Here is an 18,942-nt window from a genome sequence, read left to right as displayed (position 1 = left end):
ACTGGACGGTCGGCCGATCCGGAAGGGGGCGGCGCCTTCCTAGGTTTCTCCCGTGAAGTCCCTCCTGATCGGCCTCTCGGCCGCTTTGACGTTCGGCACCGCCCCCGCCGGGATGACGCCCGGCTCCATCGACGCCTTCCTGCGGCAGGCGCTGGAATCCACCGGCCTGCCCGGGTTCTCCGTGGTCGTCACGCACAACGGCAAGGTCGTGCACGCGGCCGGGTACGGCCACGACTCCGAAGGCCACGCGGTCACCGAGAACACCCCGATGCGGGTGGCCTCGGTGAGCAAGTCGTTCACCGCGATGGCCGTGATGACGCTCGTGGAGCGCGGCAAGATCGCGCTCGACGAGCCGGTGGCCAGCCAGCTGCCCGGCTTCAGGGTGGCGGACCCGCGGGCGGCGAAGATCACCGTACGGCAGCTGCTGAACCAGACCTCCGGCCTTTCTGACTCCACGGTCGACATCGCCGCGGTCGACAGCGCCACCTCGCTCGCCGACTACACCTCCCGGCTGGCCGGCTCGGGGCTCCGCGCCGACCCGGGCACCCGCTGGGAGTACTGCAACGTCAACTACAACCTCGCTGCCAGGCTGGTGGAGGCGGCCTCGGGGCAGCGGTTCGGCGACTACCTGCGGCAGCGGGTGTTCGGCCCGCTCGGCATGAAATCCAGCGCCGTCAGCGACCAGGTCGTCAGACCGGCTGACGGCTACAACTCGATCTTCGGCGCCTGGCTCCCGCGCCCCGAATTGTCCGGCTTCCTCAACGGCAGCGGCTCGGGCGGGGTCATCACCACCGCCGCCGACATGGGCAAATGGCTGATCACGCAGACGGGCGGTGGCCGCCCGCTGGTCAAGCGCGAGAGCCTCGACGTCATGCACACGCCCACCAAGCTCCGGGACTACGGCATGGGGTGGGGCGTGGAGCGGGAAACCGGGCTGCTCGCGCATTCCGGGAATCTGTTCACGTACAACGCTGTCGAGGCCATCTCCCCCAAGACCGGCTACGGCTTCGCGGTCATGGCGAACGGCGCCGCCCTGACCGACGACACGTACACCATCATGCAGGGGCTGAACGCGCTGGCCGAGGGCCGGACCCCTGAGCCGCCCGGCGGCGACCGGCAGCTCTTCGAGCTGGTGCTGGCCGCGATCGCGGCCGCCGCGGCGGGCCTGGGCGTCATGGGCGTGCTGCGCTCCCGGCGCTGGGCGGCCAGGCACGCGGGCAGGCCATGGTGGTGGATCGGGCTGCGGCTGGTACCTGCCCTACTGCCCGCGGTGATGCTGGCGGCGTACCCGGACCTGATCTCGTTCCTGATGAACGGACGGGAGGTCACATGGGCGCAGCTGACGTACTTCCCCGCACCCTTGTCGATCACGCTGCTCGTGACGGCGCTCGCAGGGGTGGTTGCGACGGGGATCAGGATTTGCGTACTACGTACGCTTACCAGGCACACAAAATGAGAGGAGCAGTTACAGCCGCATCAGGCGGCACAGGTTGAGGTGGTAGATCTGCTCGCGCGCCTCCTCGGTGAGGTCGAGCTCGTCGATGACGCGGATGATCTCGCGGATGTACATTGGGCCGCCCTCCGGGTCGAAGGGGCAGTCGGTGCCGAACAGGACGTGGTCGGCGCCGAAGAAGTCCAGCCCACATCGCGTGCCGATGGCCGACCCCGACAGCGCGGTGTCGCCGTAGAAGCGGCGGAAGTAGTCCAGCAGCGGGCGCGGCAGCAGGCGCGTGTAATCCTCATCGGCCGTGCGGCTGCCGAGCTGGTCGCTCCAGCCCAGTCCGATCCTACCCTCCAGATAGGGGACCATCGCGCCCAGGTGGTGAGTGATGATCTTGATGTCGGGATGGCGCTCGAACAGTCCGGAGAAGACCATTCTGGCCATGGCCACGCTGGTCTCGTACGGCCAGCCGAGCGCCCACCAGATCTCGTACTTGGAGGCGTCCTCCGTGGCGTAATCGGAGAAGGCGGCGCTGCGTGTCGGGTGCATCCAGATGGGCAGGTCCCGCGCCGCCATCTCGTCGAAGATGCCCTGGAACGCGGGCTCGTCCAACGGCCTGCCGTTGACGTTGGTGAACACCTGCACACCGCGGGCGCCGAGCTCGTCGATGGCGAAGGCGAGCTCGGCCATGGCGGCCTCCGGGTTGTTCATCGGCAGTGAGGCGACGAACGCCGGGAACCGCTCGGGGTGCTTCTCGCACAGCTCCAGCATCGATTCGTTGGCCAGCCGCGCCAGCGCGGGCGACTGCTCGGGGCCTGCGAGCACCTCGATCGGCGGTGACGACAAGGTGAGCACCTGCTGGTAGCCATCGCCGAACTCCTCCATCACCCGCAGTCGCGTGTCGAGGTCATGGAGCGCGGGTAGTTCCAGCCAGCGTTTGAACTGATCAGTGTCAACGACGAGCTCTCTCATGCGCTCGAAGTATCGTGCGGGCAGGATGTGGCTGTATGCGTCGACCTTCACTGGTCTCCCCTCGATGTTTGCGGAACCCAACGGGTGATCCTGCGGTCCACTGCCTGGACCAGGGCTACGGCGCCGAGCGCGACGACGATGATGACGACGAGCACGGCCAGCACGCTCGCGCCGTCGAACCGCCCGCCCGCCTGGGTGACGATGCGGCCCAGGCCGACGACGGCGATGAACATCTCGCCGTTGATCATGCCGGTGACCGCGCGCCCCACACCGAGCCGCACGCCCGCCATGATCATGGGGGCGGCGGCGGGGAGCATGACGCGCAGGAGCACCTGGGCCTCGCTCGCGCCGTACGATCGGGCCATCTCCACCAGGTGCGCGGGCACACCCTGGGTCGCCGAGGCGGTGTTGATGACGATGACGAACACCGCGTACATGACCACCACGGCGATGATCGAGCCGCGCCCCTCTCCCAGCAGGGAGAAGAAGATCGGCGCGAAGACCAGCGATGGGGCGGTCAGCAGCGCGTAGACGTAGATGCCAAGCGCGGCCTCGACCTTGCGGTAACGGCCCATGGCCACGCCGGTGACCAGGCCGAGAGCCAGGGAGATGACGAATCCAATGACGAGATTGACGAGGCTGTCGGCCAGGCTGGCGACGATCTGGCCGCCGGCGACCATGGCGGCCAGCCGTACCAGAACGGTGGTCAGCGGCGGAAAGAACGGTACGTCGGCCACGCATCCGATCAGCTCCCAGGCCACCGCGCCCGCGGCCAGGCTGATCAGACCTGCTGGAAGGCGCCTCATCGGCGCTCCTGGTGCATCTCGCGCAGCCGGTTCCACAGGTAGCCGGTGATCTCCGCGCGCTCTGCCGCGCCCACGTCGGGGGAGCGGGGCCGTTTCTGGGACACCGGCACGATCTCGGCGATGCGCCCTGGACGGGCGCTCATCAGCACGACGCGGTCACCCAGCAGCACCGCCTCCTCCATGCTGTGCGTGATGAACACGACGGTCAGCCGATGCTCCTCCCAGATGGACAGGAGCTCTTCCTGCAGCAGGCGGCGGGTCTGCTCGTCGACCGCGCCGAACGGCTCGTCCATCAGCAGGACCCGAGGCTGTACGGCAAGCGCCCTGGCGATCCCGACGCGCTGCTGCATGCCGCCTGACAGCTCGCCTGGACGCTTGGCCTCGAATCCCGACAGCCCCACCATGGCGATCAATGACCTGGCACGCTCTTCACGCTCGGCCCTGGCGACACCGCGCATCTTGAGCCCGAACGCCACGTTGTCCAGCACAGTCGCCCATGGCAGCAGCGCGAAGTTCTGGAACACCACGGCGCGATCCGACCCTGGCCCGCGCACGGGCGCGCCATCGATGACGATGTCGCCCTCGTTCCAGGGTGCGAGCCCCGCGATGGCCTTCAGCAGCGTGGTCTTCCCGCAGCCGCTCGGCCCGAGCACGGTCACGAACTCGTTGTCGCCCACGTCCAGATCTACTCCGCGCAACGCGTCGACGGTCGCGCCGTCCTGGCCGACGAAGCTCTTGCTCAGTCCACGTATCTCGATCACCGCACGCTCCTGTTCCTGGTCAGTTTCCTTTCGCCCCACCGCGCGACGGAGATCAGCAGGAGCGCCTCCGCCAAAATGATCACGATGGTGCCGTAGAGCTGCGGAGCCTTGAACAGGCCGCGATACTCCAAGATCAGCCCGCCGAGTGCGGTGGACACCATGAGCAGCTCGACAATCACCATGCCGGTGACCGCACGCCCGAGGCCGAGGCGGATACCCGTCATGATCGCCGGGAGCGCGCCCGGCAGCAGGATGCGCGTCCAGATCTCCCGCTCGCCGGCTCCGAAGGACCTGGCCATCTCGATCAGCGAAGGATCCACCTGCCTGACGCCCGCTCGGCTGTTCACCACGACCATCACGATCGAGAAGATCGTGACGAGGATGACGCGGGAGGCTAGTCCGAATCCCACCGACATCACCAACAGCGGGATGATCGCCGCCATCGGGGTGACCAGCAGGATGTTGAGGTAGACGTCGGCGAACCTCTCCAGTAACCGGTAGCGGCCGAGCATGATGCCGGTCGGCACGCCGACCACGACCGCGACGAGGAAGCCGAGAACCAACGCCTGGTTGCTGACGTACATCGCCTGCCACAGCTCCGCGCTGCCCAGCAGCTTGACGGTGGCCTCGACGGTCTCGGTGAAGCGGGGGATGAGCAGCCCGCCCCGCAGGTGGACGAACAGCTCCCAGGCCGCAACGAACACCACGAACGTCAGGATCTGGTACGGCAGCGCCGATCTGAGGCGGCGTTCCGGCCTCATGCGGCCGCCTTGATGAAGGACAGGTCTGCCGCGTCCTTCGCGGTCATCCCCTTCTCGATCACCCCGGCCCTAACGAAGAAGTCGATGGTGCCCTGCACGTTCTTCTCTGTCAGGGCCGCCGCGTCGAACAGCTTCGCCTCGACGTACCGCTTGGCGATCTCGGCCACCTCGTCGTGCTCCTCGTCTGGCAGGTACTTGTTCACCAGTCCCACCAGGTGCCGCGGATCCTTGTTGATCTTCGCGTGCTCCTGGACCAGGGCGGTGACGAACGCCTGCCCGACGTTCCTGTGCTCGGACAGGAAGTCGCTGTTGGCGTATACGGTCTGCGGGTGCAGATCGGGCATGGTCTTGGTGAAGTCGACGACCTGGGTGAACTTCGACTCGCCCAGGCTGACCACGTCGGCCAGCTCGAGTGGCGTCGCGTCGATCTGGCCGCCCACCAGCGCCTGGGCGCGCACATCAGAACCGCCGATGGTCAGATAGGCCGGTCGCTTGCCCGCGCTGCAACGGGAGGCCACCCACTCCTTGGCCATCGCGGTCGCTACCGCACCCTCGCTGAAGATGCCGAAAGGCCGGCCGTTCAGCGCGTCACACGAGGCGATGCCCGGCTTGCCGTACACCGCCCACTGGTTGCCGATCGCATCGGCGATGATCTTGATGGGGGCGTCACGCTCGACGGCGATCAGTGCCGGGCTCGTCGCCTCTGCCGAGATGGCGTAGTCCCCCTTGGCCAGCCCCTCGATCGCCAGTTCAGGCTCGGCCAGCTCCACCACCTTGACCTTGTGCCCCTGCTGGCGTACGGCGTCGACGGCCGCCAGGATCGGCACCGTCGCGATGTCGGGCTCGATCACCGCGACCGTGAACCCGTCTTCCGCGTCGGCGCCGCCGCACGCCGCCACGGCGGACATGACCACGAGGACGGCGAGCCGTTTCATGTAAGCCACAGCGTGCATGGCCTCCCCTCCCTGCATAGGCTGAGGTCATCAGCTAGGCAAACGTATGCCTGATTGGCAGGTTAGCGATCTGTGCCATGGTCCTGTCAAGGAGGATTTATTGTCCTAAGTTCTCCAGCTGTGGCCTGACGTAGGCAAACGTTGTCCTAGAATGGCGCCCGTGAGTTCACTGGTGGAAGTGGCACGGGCAGCGGGCGTGGCCGTGTCGACAGCGTCGCGGGTGCTCAACGGCTCGAGTCATCCCATCTCGGCGGCGACCCGCGCCAGGGTCATCGCCGCCGCCGAGCGGCTCGGCTATTCGCCGAGCGCGCTGGCACGAGCTCTGGTGTCACGCAGCACCCGGCTCATGGGCGTCCTGGTCAGCGACATCGTCAACCCCTATTTCTCGGTCATAGCCCGCGGCGTGGACGACGTAGCCAGCAGGGCTGGCTACGTCACCATGCTGTCCAACGTCGACAGGCGCACCGACATCGAGATCAACCGGATGAAGACCATGCGCGACTACCGCGCCGCCGGAGTGATCTTCGCGGGCAGCGGCTACGTCGACGACCCCCAGGCCCAGGAGCTGGCCGCGTCCGTACGCCAGGCGCAGGAGCAGGGCATCCAGGTCGTGTCGCTGACCATGCGCGATCTCGACTGCCCAGTGATCACCTCGGACGCCCAGACCGCCGCCTACGACATCACTGACCACCTCATCTCGCTCGGCCACCGCAGGATCGACTTCATCGAAGGACCGCCCGGCATGGTCGCCTCCAAGCAGCGCCGCGACGGCTTCCTGGCCTGCATGCGCGACGCCGGGCTCGCCGAGGCCGCGCAGTGCCACCCGGGCGGCTTCGACTACGAGGCGGGACACGCCGCGACCATGCGGATCATCCCGCGGCCGCCGCTGCCCGACGCCATCCTCGCCGCCAACGACGAGGCCGCGGTCGGCGCGCTCAACGCCCTCCGCCAGGCGCACATCGACGTGCCTGGGCAGGTCTCCGTCGCCGGCATCGACGACCTCAGGGTCGCCCAGTTCGTTGGCCTGACCACCGTGAGCCTGCCTCTGTACGAGATGGGCGCGATGGCCGCTCGCCACATCATCGACAACCCGACAGGGACCGGCAGCGCCACGACCACCATGCTGAGCCACCGGCTCATCCCCAGAGAGACGACCGCCCGCCGCTGATTTCGGGGTAAGAGTGCTTTCAGGTAAATGCAGGGCGTATCAGACTCGACTCTTGCGCCCGCCTACGCCGGCCGACGAGACGGCCGCGGCCTTCTACGACCAGTGGTTCGACGCAGGCTTGGACGCCATAGTTTCGCCGGCTGATTCCACCTGGGATGGCCGCGCAGCCGATGGCTCCGGCCATGGGCGCTTCGATCGGGCGGGTGAGAGAGGGGCCAGGTCACCGGGCCTTCCCAACCAGCCATTCACGCAACTGATCGTCATTGCCTCGTTCAGCCGCGCCCAAGAGTGCTTTCAGATGCGCGCGTGCCTCTGTGTAGCTGTCGAAATGAACGGCAGTCATGGCGGCACCTCCATTGGAGCGTGCCTTCAGGATGCCTTCCACATATAAGTACGCCAAGTACGTCACGTACTTGGCGGAGTGCCGTTTTGTTCAGTCAGCGAGCGCCGCTTCCCCGTGACGCCTGGAGGCGGCGCTCGCCTTGGTTCACAGTCGTTCGATGATGGTGACGTTGGCCTGGCCGCCGCCCTCGCACATCGTCTGCAGCCCGTACCGGCCGCCCGTGCGCTCGAGCTCGTGCAGCAGCTTGGTCATGAGGATGGCGCCCGTGCCGCCGAGCGGGTGTCCGAGCGCGATGGCGCCGCCGTTCGGGTTGACCTTGGCGGGGTCGGCGCCGAGCTCCTGCGTCCAGGCCAGCGGCACCGGCGCGAACGCCTCGTTGATCTCCACGGCGTCGATGTCGTCGATCGACATGCCGGCCTTCTGCAGGGCCAGCCGCGTGGCGGGGATCGGCGCGGTCAGCATGTAGACGGGGTCGTCGCCCTTGAGGGCGAGCTGGTGGATGCGGGCCCGCGGCGTCAGGCCGTGGTCCCTGACCGCCTGCTCGGAGGCGATCAGCAGCGCGCCCGAGCCGTCGGAGATCTGCGAGGAGGTGGCGGCGGTGATCTGGCCGCCCTCCTTCAGCGTCTTCAGCGAGGCCATCTTCTCCAGCGTCGTGTCGGCCCTCGGGCCCTCGTCGTCCTCGACGCCGTTGACGGGGGCGATCTGGTCCTTGAAGTAGCCGTTCGCGATCGCCTTGGCGGCCCGCTGGTGGGACTCGAGCGCGTACTGCTCCAGCGTCTCCCTGGTGTAGCCCCACTTCTCGCACATCAGCTCCGCGCCGCGGAACTGCGAGATCTCCTGCTTGCCGTACCGCTCGACCCACTTCTCGCCGAACGGGAACGGCATGCCCTTCTCCAGCGCGGCCGTGATCGAGGAGCCCATGGGGACGATGCTCATCGACTCGACACCGGCCGCCACCACCAGGTCCTGGGTTCCGGACATGACGCCCTGCGCGGCGAAGTGGATCGACTGCTGCGAGGAGCCGCACTGCCGGTCGATCGTGACACCGGCGGTGGTCTCGGGCAGCCCCGCCGACAGCCAGGCATTTCGCGCGATGTCCATGCTCTGGGGGCCGAACTGCATGACGCACCCCATGATGACGTCCTCCACCGCCGCGGGGTCGACGCCGGTGCGGTCGATCAGCGCCTTCAGCGTGTGAGCTGCCAGGTCAGTGGGGTGGACGGTGGAAAGGCCGCCCTTCTTCTTGCCGACCGGGGTGCGGACCGCCCCGACGATGTACGCCTCTGCCACAGTGCCTCCTGAAACCGAGCATTATTCGGTTACTAAGGGCAGACTACAACAGAACGACGTTCTGCTCACGTGGCGGGAGCTCAGAGGACGGTCATACCCCGGCGCCGGCGTCATCGCTCAGCCCGTGGCGGCCGTTCCACCCGCAGGACAACGCCTAGCCCGAGCCTGCGGTGGCTGCCAGTTCGGTTAGCCGGCGGTCGAGGAAGCGCCGTTCGGCACCGTCGTCGGTGAGCTCCCTCGCACGTCGATAAGCCTCCCTCGCCTCATCGGTCCGCCCGAGCCGTCGCAGCAGTTCGGCCCTGGTCGAGTGCAGGTAGCGGAAGTCGTCGAGACCGAGTCCGTCGACAATACGCAGCCCGGCCTCGGCGCCTTCAGCCTCGGCGATGGCGATGGCGCGGTTCAGCTCCACGACTGGCGAGCCGGTCAGGCGGGTGAGCTCCCCGTACAGGGCGGCGATCTGCGCCCAGTCGCACGGCCTCTCGGCGTGCAACGAGGCGATCGCGGCCTGCAGGACGTAGGGCCCGCGACCGCCCAGGGCGAGCGCGCGGTCGAGCTCGGCGCGTCCAGCGGCGATCTGCATGGTGTTCCACCGTGCCGGGTCCTGATCGCCCAGCAACACGAGCTCGCCGCCGCTGAACCGCGCCTCGCGGCGGGAGTCGTGCAAGAGCATCATCGCCAGCAGCCCGCGGATCTCGGAGTCGTCGGGGAGCAGTTCGGTCAGCGCACGTCCCAACCAGATCGCCTCTGCCGCGAGTTCGTCGCGGCCGCCGTAGCCCTCGTTGAAGATCAGGTAGACGACGGCGAGAACGGCGTCGAGCCGCTCGCGCAGCAGGTGAACCGGTGGCACGCGAAACGGGATCCCCGCTGCTTTGATCTTGCGCTTGGCCCGCACCAGCCGCTGCGCCATCGTGCGCTCCGGTACCAGGAAGGCGCGGGCGATCTCGTCGGTGCTGAGCCCGCCCAGGGTGCGCAGGGTGAGCGCTACCTGTGCCTCGATCGCGAGCGCCGGATGACAGCAGGTGAAGATGAGTTCCAGGCGCTCGTCGGGAAACGCGGTGACGTTCATCGGCACCTCAACACGATCGTCTGCGACGAGCAGGCCGAACTTGGCGGCGAGGGTCCGGTCGCGGCGGATGCGGTCCGTGGCGCGGTTGCGAGCCGTCCTCATCAGCCAGGCGCGCGGGTTGGTCGGCACGCCGTCGCGTGGCCAATGATCGGCGGCGATGGCGAACGCCTCCTGCGCGGCTTCCTCGGCGAGGTCAAAGTCGCCGAGGAAGCCGATCAAGGTAGCCAGAACGCGGCCCCACTCCTCGTGGAAGACCTGTTCGAGCGTCGCTACCAATACACCTCCGAGGGGCGGATCTCGATGGCGCCACCATAGCGTGCCGCAGGGTGGCGGGCGGCCATCTCGATGGCCGCGTCGAGGTCATCGGCCTCGAGGACGAACCAGCCGCCGACGGCCTCCTTCATCCCGACGAACGGGCCGTCGGTTGTCAGGGTCTTGCCGCCTTCGACCCGCACGGTGGTCGCGTTCTCGGGAAGGCCCATCGGCACCCCGGGGGTGACGCCCGGCGTCTGATTGATCCCTTGGTACTCGGCCTGGACCTGCTTCTGCTCCTCCTCGGACAGCGCGGCCTGCCCCTCAAGCGCGGCGCCCTGATAGATCAGCATGACGTACTTCATCGCTGCCTCCTCTTCATGACCAGGCTGGTCGCAGTAAGACGAACCGCGAGCCAAGAAATCGACAACTCCACACCGAAATCTTGTCTCTGGCCCCCGATTTCCCGCCCCGTCCCGTGAGAGTGATCGGCCTCATGAGAGTGGACATGCGCTCAGCCAGCTGCACCGCGGTGGCTGCCGCATGCGGCATCGCCGGATCCAGCGCCTCGATCCGCCGCACCACCGTGTTGCGGGCCGGCACCGGCAGCCCGCCGGCTCGGCACTGGCGTACGACCTCTCAGGCGGGAGGTACCAGGTCCTCCGCGGCGTCGACCCTGAACCGCCACCGGTCCACGACCAGCCCGTTCAGCGCCTCGGCCAGATCGAGGGCCAGCGCGCCGAGCTTGGCGGGCTCGTCGCCGCGCAGCTCGATCGCGGTCAGCTCGGTGGCGAAGGGCAGCAGCTCCTGTACGGCCGGCGGCTGCCCCTTCTGCGGTACGAGCGCAGCTCGGATGTCGCCTGCCATGAAGGTGAACTCGTCGTCCTCGTCCTGCTCGAGCAGCGGCGCCAGCTCGTCGGCGCCGGGCCGTACCGGGAGGATGACGGCGGGGCCGCTCCCCTGGCCGTCGGCCGGATCGCTCACCTCGCCCCGGCACACCGCGAGCCCCTTGAGCCGGAAGGCCAGGCCCTCGGCGAGGTAGCGGTCGAAGTAGTCCAGCGGCAACGGCCCCTCAGCGGCCACCCGGACCGCCCACACCTTCTCCAGCTCGCCGCCGGCCAGCTCGGTGTCGGCCTCCACGGGCGCGCACACCCGCACGTCGGTGGCCACGATGTCGTCGCCGTCCTGCCGCGCGCCCGGGTCCGCGAGCCGTACGATGCGCAGCAACTCGTCCGGGTCCGGTTTCGCGGGCAGGGCCGCCGTCGGGCCAGTACGCAGTCTCCGCTTCGCCATCCAGCCCATAGCCCGCCTCCGCGCTTCAGCTTTCTCAGCTATCTCAGCTTCGATAGGAGCTCGTCATCGTCGCGTAGACGATGACGTTGTCGTTGTAGTGCCCGATGGTCCGATCGTAGGAGCCGCCGCAGGTGATGAGGTGGAGTTGCGCGTTCTCCTGGGGCCCATAGACACGCTGGGTCGGGAACGTCTTCTTGCTCGCCTGCTCGACGCCGCCGACCGTGAACACCGCGGTGGTCTTGTCCTGGCGCTTGACCTCGATCGTGTCGCCGTTCTTGATCTCGGCCAACCGGCTGAACACGGCGCTGCGCGTCCTGGTGTCCTTGTGTCCCAGCATCACGGCCGGCCCCGCCTCACCCGGGGTGGACATGTTCCGGTACCACCCGACCAGGTTGGGGTCATTCGCCGGGGGCACTTCGATCGTCCCGTCCTTGGCCAGCCCGACCGACTTGACCGGCGCGTTGATCCCCAGCCTCTTGACCACGATCCGCACGGGCGTGGAGGGCATCATGGAGGGCGCCGGGTTGATCTGCGGCAGCGGCGGCGGCACGTCCGGAGCGGCCTGGAAAAGCGCCTGCTCGGGCTGCCCGCTCGCCTTTCCGTCCGGCTGCGCCTGCAGCTTGAGGGCGTCGCGGTTGCTGGCCAGGCCGTACTCTTCCGGGGACCTGAACACGATCAGCAGCCCGGCCACGACGGTGACGACGCCGGCGATGGCCGCCACGATCAGCACGGTCCTGAGCGCCGTGCTGCCCTTGTCGTGAGCCGGCGGCAGTGCCCCACCGCCGCCGCCACCGTACGGATAGTGCCCCGACACGTGCGTCAGCCCCGGATGGAACGACGTCGCATGATCAGTCCGCCTACGGCGGCGGCCCCGATCAGGGCGGTACCGGTCAGGATGAACAACCGCCCGTCAGGCCCGATCTCACCGCCCCCGCCCGTGTCAGCACCGGCCTTGGGCGTCTTGGACCTGGTGGTCTTCTTGCTGGAGGGGGTGACGGTCACCGTGTGGGTGCTGGTCTTGGTGGGCTTGGGCGAGGTGGTGGTCGGCGTGGGCGAAGGGCTCGGGCTGGTGGAGGAGCCCACCTGGAAGGTGAACGTCTTGAGCCCGGACGTGGGGGCCGCGCACTTGATGAAGGGCGAGGTCGAGGAGGCGCCGAAGGCCAGATCACCTGGGGTCAGCGTCACGGTGCCCGTGGTGGTGGGCTTGACCTTGATGGTGACGCTGGGGAGCTGCGTGATGTCTTGGCCGATGGTGACGTTGTTGAGCGTCCCTTCGCCAGTGGGGCTCGGGCTGGACGGGACTCCGGCGCCGCTCGCCTTGATCGTGACGAAGATCTTGGGGCTGTTGGTGGGGAAGCCGGTGGGGGCCTTCAGCGGATCGCGGGTGTCCTGAATCGTGCCGGTCCAGGTGATAGAGGCGTCCGCGTTGGCAGAGGCGCTGGTCGGCGTCGTCATGGCGACCTTGATGTCGACGTCGGCCGGGTAGTCGGCATCGCCGCCGTTGCTGGCAAGCGTGCACTTGTAGGCCACGATGTCGGTGCCGTTACCGCCACCACCGCCCGTTTGGACGGCAATCGACAAGCTCGTGGGTGTGGCGGACTTATACGTGCACTCTGTAACGCTTGCCTGCCCACCGGGAGGCGTGGCGGTCAACTTCAGGCCCTTTGTGGTGCTCACGGTCCCCGGCGAGATCGTGATCGGGCCACCGGTGCTCGGCGCCGTCACTGTAGCCGACATCGTCGCGGGCGATGGCGTATAAGTCTGGCCCGCCGCAGCGACCGTGCCAGTGTGCACCTTCTGCAAGGCGGTAGGCGTGCCGCCCCCTCCGACCGTGAGGTCGCCTTGGATGGCAACCTGGGTGTTTGCCACGAGCGACGACGTGGCGCTGAACGGGGGCAACGTCCACTTGATGTCAGCCGTCTGGCTGGGCGCTACCGTGTCAGGTGCGGTGATCGTGACCTTGACGTCAGTCGCCGCGAAGGCACCACCCGCAGCGCAGGTGTAGGTGACCTCCATAGTCTTGTCGGCGGCGGCCTGGGCCGGGGACGACAGGGCTAACACCGAGCCGACAAAGAGGACGAGCGTGCTGACCAGCCCCACGGCCGACGTCTTCTGGGCGAGGCGGCGCCACGCCTGGGACATAAGCACGGGTCCATCTCCGATCAAAGCCAGTATCAACAGTCGTGCCAGAATTCCAGCCGTTGGTCACGGTTAGGTTGAGATCTTACGAACTGTCCCTGTCAACTTCCCGTAAACGACCAAATCGGCCACACCTTACCCTCAGCCCTTCTTCTTCGACAACGTTGCGTACACGACAATGTTGTCCGTGTAACTGTGCGCCGCCTGGTTGAAGACCCCACCACAGGTGATGAGCCTCAGCTGAGAGTCCTTCGTGTTCCCGTACACCCGAGATGTCGGGAACGACGTCTTGCTTGCCTGCTCGATCCCACTCACCGTGAACCGGGTGACCTTACCGTCCGACCGGTACACGTAGATCTGGTCACCCTTCGCCAGCTCACGTAGGCGGTCGAAGACGGCGGGGCCCTTGCGGGTGCTCACGTGGCCGTTGATGATCGCGGGGCCGACCTCGCCCGGCACCGGCGAGTAGCGGTACCAGCCCGTCTGGTTGGGCTTGGTCAGGGGCGGGGTGCCCAGTTTGCCCTTGGTGTCCACGGTGACGGAGCCGATGGGCGAGTTCACCTTGATCTTGGGGATCTTGATGCGGGTCGGCTTGGCCCGGGCGGTCTTGGTCTTGGCCGCGGGGATCGGGGCCGCGACCGGGGCGGCCGCGAGGGGTGGGGGCGCGTCGGGGCGGGCCGGGGTCAGCGGGACGTTCTTGCCGCCGGGGCCCACGGTGGGCGGGAGCACGAACGCGCCCGCGTTCGCCATCTCCACCTGCGTCGGCGTGTCCCGTGCCGCCGCCAGCGAGCCCGAGCCGTCGTCCACGGTGGGCACCAGTGAGAGCAGGGTCACCATGACCAGGCCGACGCCGCCGAGCGAGCCGGCGATCAGCAGCCCGGGCTGCGCCCGCTGCATCGGTGTCTTCTGCTGTTCGGTCATCGGTGAACTCCTCCTGCGTGCGCGGCCCTGCGCCGGCGCAGCAGCAGCCCGCCGCCCGCGCCGCTCATCACGAGCGCCGCCATCAGCCCGTACGGCCGATCCTCTCGTTCCGGCGCCTCACCGGTGTCCACACCGCCCTTGGGCGTCCTGGCAACCTGCGGCGCCTTGTAGTACTTGGTCGCGGTCGGGCCGGTGGTCTTGGGCGTGGCCGAGGCGGTGCCGGTGGCGCTGGGCACCACGATCACGCGTCCGAGGCCGCCGTCGCCGGAGCGGTCGTCCGGGGTGGTGTTGGACGTGGTGGGCATCGAGCTCGGGGTCTCCGACGGGTCGCCGGTGGGCGGGTCGTCCGTGGAGGTGCCTGATGGTGTCGGGCTCGTCGGGGTGCTGCCGGGGATGTTGATGTCGATGGCGCCGGGGTCGCCCTGGAGCGTACAGGTGGCCTCGTTGTAGGTCGGCGGCTCCGGCACGTCACTGATCGTCACCTTGAACGCATCCACATAGGCGTCCTTGGCCTCGGTATTGATGACCTCGAGCGTGTGCGGCCCGTATGCGAGCTGCGGTGACTCCCAGAGAACCTCCTGGCTCTCGGTGCCCGTCATGGGCGTCCCGCTGCGGTCCTTACCCGGCTCGACCAGGGGGTCGGTGATGCTCTTCCCATCGAGCTTCACCTGGATCGCGCCGAGGCCCGGCGCGCGCCTGCCGATGTAGGCGACCTTCGTGCCGGTGAAGTCGAGCGCGGCTTTGGCGTTCTGCGTGCTGGTCTTGTGCACGTCGTAGAGGTGGTCGCCGTACTCCTCCTCGGTGTGCTCAAGCGACCAGCCGGGCGAATAGGTGATGGCCGGCCTGTGGTTGTTGACCGTCACCTCGCCCTCGGCGGGCGTGAAGCGGACGACCAGCGCGCCGGGCTTGAAGCGAATCTTGCCCGAGCGCTTGATGGAGCCCTGGTCGGACAGCCCCTCGGGAAGCTCCAGGTACTCGCCGGGCACCAGCTCGGGTTGGTCCTTGCTGCCCCTGGGCAGGAGCCGGCCGTTCCAGGCGCCGCTGATGTCCACGGTGCCATCCAGGTCGAGCGAGGAGCCCGGGGGGAAGAAGCCCGGCGAGCCGAACTGCCGCCCGCCCGTCTTGTACGACATGTCCCAGCGGACGCTCATCAGCCCGCCCGCCTCGATCTGCGGGGTCATGCGGGCTTCCAGGTCCACGCCGGCGCCCGCGATGCCGCCGGTGCACGTGTAGTTGGCCACCAGCGAGGCTTCGGCCTGGCCCGGGATCGAGGATGTCGCGACTAACGCCGCCGAGGTGGCTACCCCCACCGATAAGGCGATCAACGCCATGCGCCAGCGACTCACGGGAGACTCCGATCACGCCACGAAATAGACCGAGGGTAGATCCTAGAGTCGAAAACCCCCGCAACACATACCGAACGCGGCAACGTACGGCACTTGTGATGAAGCCGTGTCCGTACTCAAAAAGGAGGTATACCTGCTAGTAACAGAACTCTATTCGAGAAGCGAGGCGACCGATGCGGCGAGACCTCTTCGACGAGGAGCACCTGCTCTTCCGCGAGACCGTGCGCGAGTTCATGGCCCGCGAGGTCGTGCCGCACCACGCTCAGTGGGAGAAGGACGGCATCGTCCCGCGCGAGGTCTGGAAGAAGGCCGGGGAACTGGGGATGTTCGGGTTCTCGGTGCCGGAGGAGTACGGCGGGGCGGGGATCAAAGACTTCCGGTACAACGCGGTCATCGTCGAGGAGATCATCCGGCATGGCGCCTCCGGGCTCGGGTTCTCGCTGCACAACGACGTCATGGCCCCGTACCTGGTGGATCTGACGAACGACGAGCAGAAGCAGCGGTGGCTGCCCGGCTTCGTCAGCGGTGAGCTGATCACGGCGATCGCGATGAGCGAGCCGGAGGCCGGGAGCGACCTGCAGGGGATCAGGACCACGGCCCTCCGCGAGGACGACCACTACCTGGTGAACGGCCAGAAGACGTTCATCACGAACGGCATCAACGCCGATCTCGTCGTCGTGGTGGCCAAGACCGATCCGGGCGCGGGCGCGAAGGGGACGACCCTGGTCGTGGCCGAGCGCGGCATGGAGGGCTTCGAGCGAGGACGGAACCTCGACAAGATCGGGATGAAGGCGCAGGACACGGCCGAGCTGTTCTTCGAGAACGTACGCGTGCCCGTCGCCAACCGCCTCGGCCCGCGCGACGGCGAGGGCTTCTTCCAGCTCATGAACAACCTGCCGCAGGAGCGCCTGTCGATCGCCGTAGGGGCGGTGGCCGCGGCGGAGGCCGTGCTGGAGGAGACCATCGAGTACTGCAGGACCCGCAAGGCGTTCGGGCGGAGCATCGGCTCGTTCCAGAACACCCGCTTCGTCCTGGCGGAGCTGGCCACCGAAACCGAGATCGCCCGCCACTACGTGGACAAGTGCATCCTGGCGCTCAACGCCGGCGAGCTCACCGCGGTGGACGCGGCCAAGGCCAAGTGGTGGACCACCGAGCTGCAGAACAAGGTCATCGACCGCTGCCTCCAGCTTCACGGCGGGTACGGCTACATGATGGAATACCCGGTCGCCAAGGCGTGGATCGACAGCCGGGTCCAGACGATCTACGGCGGCACCACCGAGATCATGAAGGAGATCATCGGCCGCACCTTCGGATTCTGACCGCGCGGGACGGCGGTCCGCCCCTCATACTGGACACCATGGACGGCGGCCTGATCCTCCTGGTTTTCCTGGCGTTGCTGTTCGCCTGGGGCCTCAACCGCGTGCGCCGGGCGTTCCGCCTGGGGCCGGTCGGCTATGCCGGCGTGATGATCGTCTTCATCATCGCCATGCTGCTGGTCTGGGGTCAGACCAAGCTGTAGACCGTGAACGCCACGTGGGGATCATGGGCAACGGTTGCGGGGACGGAGTTGTCACTCGGTCGGGGCACAGACCGGATGCCACTAGCTGTGCACAGGTGGGGCAGGCTCCAACGGTCCCGCGTGTTGTACCGCCTTGCGGTCCGCGATCGATATGCCCAACCGGTAGGACACATCCTCGTGGGGACGGAAGGCGACGCGGCGGGCGGCCTTTCCGGGCTCCAGGATGGGATGCCAGGCGTAGATGGCGCGCTTCCTGCTCGCGTCCCAGCCGGTACGCCACCAGAATCCGTCACGGTGACACCAGACTACGAGCCCGACCCACACCGACACGAGCGCGAGTCCGTAGCCGTCGTGAACGTCGCTGCGTCCCGTTCACGCCCGGTTGGGCTGCAGCGACGCTCGTCCTCGCCCAGACCGAGGCTGCCGCACAACCAGGCGACGCCGCGGGACGGGCTCTGGACGTCCTTGAGCGCATCCCCACGGACCGGCTCAGGTCGACGTCTCGCGACCGGCTGAAGAACCTCGTCGGGGCACTGGGAGGCGCGGACATCGCTCCAGTTCGCGACCTGCGCGAGCGGGTACGGTCCTTGCCTCCGCCCACGGACATCCACGGGCGAAGCACCGCCTGAGCCTGGCCCGACCTGAGTGCCGTGAACAAACTGATCGCAGGCGTGCTTACCCCATCGGGAGTAGCCCGCTTGATCTTGGTGGTCGGGTGAGATCTCGTCTTGCGATCAGGACCAATCGCGTCAGATTGGCTCTTGGGGCGAGCTCTGCGGGGGGACAGGATGACGGTCATGGAAATGATCGTTCACAACCCGACTGAGGGTATCTACGCCGCCACCGATGACTTCATACACGCGATTGAGGTGCGGAATCCGTCTCGGTTTCTGTTCATCTCGGGAACGATGGGGCTGGATTCCGATGGCGTCCCCGCCACGAAGCTCGAAGAACAGCTCGAGCTCATCTGGGCGAATCTTCGGGTGATTCTCGCCGAGGCAGGGATGAGTGTGGACAACATCGTGAGGCTCACGAGTTACCTGCGTGATCCCTCCTACGCGGAGGCGAATGCGAAGGCCAGGGTGGCTGCCTTGGGTGGACGGCGGGTGCCCACGACGGCGATCGTGGCACAGACCCTCGCGAGTGGCTGGTTGGTGGAGATCGAGGTGATGGCGGCCGGCTGAGCGGCTGTAACCACTAATCGTTAAGACGATTTACGTCGAACCGTAGCGTGCTGTCCAGCTCGAATGCCGGGATCTCCCCGTGCTTGCCGGGGTTGGCGTGGAGCGCCTTCTCGGCTGAGGCCAAGGCGTCGAACAGCGCCAAGCTCTGTGCCCGCGGCACCGGTTCGGTGGCAACAAATGGAACGCCGAGTCCGCAACCCAACGAAACCCCTAGAGCGCGCTTATCCCCACGTCGATTGACGAGAAGGCCGATCACCCTCTAGACCTCGGTCATGTCCAAGCGAATCTAACCGGGCATGCCCTCAACGAAGCGCGTGAGCAGCCTGGCGAATTCGGCCCGCTCCTCCCCCGACCACCCCTCCATGGCCGCCGCGAACGCCGCCTGCCTGCCACGGTGGGCCCGCTCCAGCGCCGCCTGCCCCGCCTCGGTCAGCACCAGCCACGCCCGGCGCCCGTCCACCTGATCGGCCTCCCGCCTGACCAGGCCCGCCGCCACCGCCGCCGCCACGAGCCTGCTCGCCCTCGGCTGATCGACGCTGAGCGCCTGCGCGACCGCGGACACGGTGACAGGCCCGTCCATGCCCTCGATCACATCAAGCACGTCGAACTCGGGGCCCGGGGCACCCTGCGTCTTCGCCAGCGCCCGCCTGCTCTGCCGTCGCCGGATCGCGATCATCGCCTGTTCGATCGCGACAATTTCATTGTCTGTGTACATATAGTTGCTATT

Annotated in this window: 21 protein-coding genes; 5 read left to right on the top strand and 16 right to left on the bottom strand. The window is 67.6% G+C overall.

Annotated features, from left to right (window positions below; all coding sequences use genetic code 11):
- Positions 1 to 52: 52 nt before the first annotated feature.
- Complete coding sequence (locus ABN273_RS00895; RefSeq protein WP_349446655.1) at positions 53 to 1,456, top strand: serine hydrolase domain-containing protein; 1,404 nt, start codon at positions 53 to 55, stop codon at positions 1,454 to 1,456.
- Between the two features lie 9 nt (positions 1,457 to 1,465).
- On the opposite strand, the gene ABN273_RS00890 is transcribed toward ABN273_RS00895, so the two are convergent.
- Genes ABN273_RS00890 through ABN273_RS00870 form a run of 5 tightly spaced genes read right to left on the bottom strand, consistent with a single transcriptional unit; the run spans position 1,466 to position 5,694 of the window.
- On the bottom strand, positions 1,466 to 2,464 hold the full coding sequence (locus tag ABN273_RS00890) for an amidohydrolase family protein (protein ID WP_349446654.1): 999 nt from the start codon (positions 2,462 to 2,464) through the stop codon (positions 1,466 to 1,468).
- On the bottom strand, positions 2,461 to 3,219 hold the full coding sequence (locus tag ABN273_RS00885; RefSeq protein ID WP_349446653.1) for an ABC transporter permease: 759 nt from the start codon (positions 3,217 to 3,219) through the stop codon (positions 2,461 to 2,463). The genes ABN273_RS00890 and ABN273_RS00885 overlap by 4 nt, the downstream gene beginning before the upstream one ends.
- The gene (locus ABN273_RS00880; RefSeq protein ID WP_349446652.1) at positions 3,216 to 3,980 is read right to left on the bottom strand and encodes an ABC transporter ATP-binding protein; all 765 of its coding nucleotides are present in this window, start codon (positions 3,978 to 3,980) and stop codon (positions 3,216 to 3,218) included. Before ABN273_RS00880 ends, ABN273_RS00885 begins: the two co-directional genes overlap by 4 nt.
- Complete coding sequence (locus ABN273_RS00875) at positions 3,977 to 4,741, bottom strand: ABC transporter permease (protein ID WP_349446651.1); 765 nt, start codon at positions 4,739 to 4,741, stop codon at positions 3,977 to 3,979. The genes ABN273_RS00880 and ABN273_RS00875 overlap by 4 nt, the downstream gene beginning before the upstream one ends.
- A complete protein-coding gene (locus ABN273_RS00870; protein WP_349446650.1) occupies positions 4,738 to 5,694 on the bottom strand; it encodes an ABC transporter substrate-binding protein in 957 nt (318 codons plus the stop codon). The genes ABN273_RS00875 and ABN273_RS00870 overlap by 4 nt, the downstream gene beginning before the upstream one ends.
- A gap of 160 nt (positions 5,695 to 5,854) precedes the next feature.
- Between ABN273_RS00870 and ABN273_RS00865 the strand changes: the two genes are divergently transcribed.
- Complete coding sequence (locus ABN273_RS00865; protein WP_349446649.1) at positions 5,855 to 6,862, top strand: LacI family DNA-binding transcriptional regulator; 1,008 nt, start codon at positions 5,855 to 5,857, stop codon at positions 6,860 to 6,862.
- Positions 6,863 to 7,082: 220 nt separating this feature from the next.
- On the opposite strand, the gene ABN273_RS00860 is transcribed toward ABN273_RS00865, so the two are convergent.
- The 9 genes from ABN273_RS00860 to ABN273_RS00820 all read right to left on the bottom strand — a co-directional run bounded on the left by ABN273_RS00860 (position 7,083) and on the right by ABN273_RS00820 (position 15,512).
- Complete coding sequence (locus ABN273_RS00860) at positions 7,083 to 7,247, bottom strand: hypothetical protein (RefSeq protein ID WP_349446648.1); 165 nt, start codon at positions 7,245 to 7,247, stop codon at positions 7,083 to 7,085.
- Positions 7,248 to 7,349: 102 nt separating this feature from the next.
- Positions 7,350 to 8,495 (bottom strand): acetyl-CoA C-acetyltransferase, encoded by a 1,146-nt coding sequence (locus ABN273_RS00855; RefSeq protein WP_349446647.1) that lies wholly within the window; start codon positions 8,493 to 8,495, stop codon positions 7,350 to 7,352.
- 154 nt (positions 8,496 to 8,649) lie between these two features.
- Positions 8,650 to 9,837, bottom strand: coding sequence for an RNA polymerase sigma factor (locus ABN273_RS00850; RefSeq protein ID WP_349446646.1), 1,188 nt, complete (start codon positions 9,835 to 9,837; stop codon positions 8,650 to 8,652).
- Positions 9,831 to 10,178 (bottom strand): YciI family protein, encoded by a 348-nt coding sequence (locus tag ABN273_RS00845; protein WP_349446645.1) that lies wholly within the window; start codon positions 10,176 to 10,178, stop codon positions 9,831 to 9,833. Before ABN273_RS00845 ends, ABN273_RS00850 begins: the two co-directional genes overlap by 7 nt.
- 274 nt (positions 10,179 to 10,452) lie before the next feature.
- Positions 10,453 to 11,106, bottom strand: coding sequence for a hypothetical protein (locus tag ABN273_RS00840; RefSeq protein ID WP_349446644.1), 654 nt, complete (start codon positions 11,104 to 11,106; stop codon positions 10,453 to 10,455).
- A gap of 43 nt (positions 11,107 to 11,149) precedes the next feature.
- Positions 11,150 to 11,920 carry a class F sortase gene (locus ABN273_RS00835; RefSeq protein ID WP_349446643.1) on the bottom strand — a complete coding sequence of 257 codons (771 nt, stop codon included), beginning with the start codon at positions 11,918 to 11,920 and terminating at the stop codon, positions 11,150 to 11,152.
- A 5-nt stretch (positions 11,921 to 11,925) separates the two neighbouring features.
- Positions 11,926 to 13,248, bottom strand: a complete 1,323-nt coding sequence (locus tag ABN273_RS00830; RefSeq protein ID WP_349446642.1) for a hypothetical protein — start codon at positions 13,246 to 13,248, stop codon at positions 11,926 to 11,928.
- Between the two features lie 138 nt (positions 13,249 to 13,386).
- The gene (locus tag ABN273_RS00825; protein ID WP_349446641.1) at positions 13,387 to 14,166 is read right to left on the bottom strand and encodes a class F sortase; all 780 of its coding nucleotides are present in this window, start codon (positions 14,164 to 14,166) and stop codon (positions 13,387 to 13,389) included.
- Positions 14,163 to 15,512 carry a hypothetical protein gene (locus tag ABN273_RS00820; RefSeq protein WP_349446640.1) on the bottom strand — a complete coding sequence of 450 codons (1,350 nt, stop codon included), beginning with the start codon at positions 15,510 to 15,512 and terminating at the stop codon, positions 14,163 to 14,165. The genes ABN273_RS00825 and ABN273_RS00820 overlap by 4 nt, the downstream gene beginning before the upstream one ends.
- A 173-nt stretch (positions 15,513 to 15,685) precedes the next feature.
- Here ABN273_RS00820 and ABN273_RS00815 point away from each other — a divergent pair, with 173 nt between their 5' ends.
- From ABN273_RS00815 to ABN273_RS00805, 3 genes are all read left to right on the top strand, one after another.
- Entirely contained in the window at positions 15,686 to 16,831 is a 1,146-nt protein-coding gene (locus ABN273_RS00815) for an acyl-CoA dehydrogenase family protein (protein WP_349446639.1), read from the top strand.
- 38 nt (positions 16,832 to 16,869) lie between these two features.
- Positions 16,870 to 17,031, top strand: a complete 162-nt coding sequence (locus tag ABN273_RS00810) for a hypothetical protein (protein ID WP_349446638.1) — start codon at positions 16,870 to 16,872, stop codon at positions 17,029 to 17,031.
- Positions 17,032 to 17,828: 797 nt separating this feature from the next.
- A complete protein-coding gene (locus tag ABN273_RS00805; protein ID WP_349446637.1) occupies positions 17,829 to 18,215 on the top strand; it encodes a RidA family protein in 387 nt (128 codons plus the stop codon).
- 13 nt (positions 18,216 to 18,228) lie between these two features.
- On the opposite strand, the gene ABN273_RS00800 is transcribed toward ABN273_RS00805, so the two are convergent.
- Together ABN273_RS00800 and ABN273_RS00795 are read right to left on the bottom strand one after the other, a co-directional pair.
- A complete protein-coding gene (locus ABN273_RS00800; RefSeq protein ID WP_349446636.1) occupies positions 18,229 to 18,471 on the bottom strand; it encodes a hypothetical protein in 243 nt (80 codons plus the stop codon).
- A 30-nt stretch (positions 18,472 to 18,501) separates the two neighbouring features.
- Positions 18,502 to 18,930 carry a MarR family winged helix-turn-helix transcriptional regulator gene (locus ABN273_RS00795; protein ID WP_349446635.1) on the bottom strand — a complete coding sequence of 143 codons (429 nt, stop codon included), beginning with the start codon at positions 18,928 to 18,930 and terminating at the stop codon, positions 18,502 to 18,504.
- Positions 18,931 to 18,942: the final 12 nt, after the last annotated feature.

Source organism: Nonomuraea sp. B19D2 (assembly GCF_040137845.1).
Lineage (GTDB): Bacteria > Actinomycetota > Actinomycetes > Streptosporangiales > Streptosporangiaceae > Nonomuraea.
Note: the sequence above shows the minus strand (reverse complement) of the source record. Positions and strands in the feature narration are given on the sequence as shown.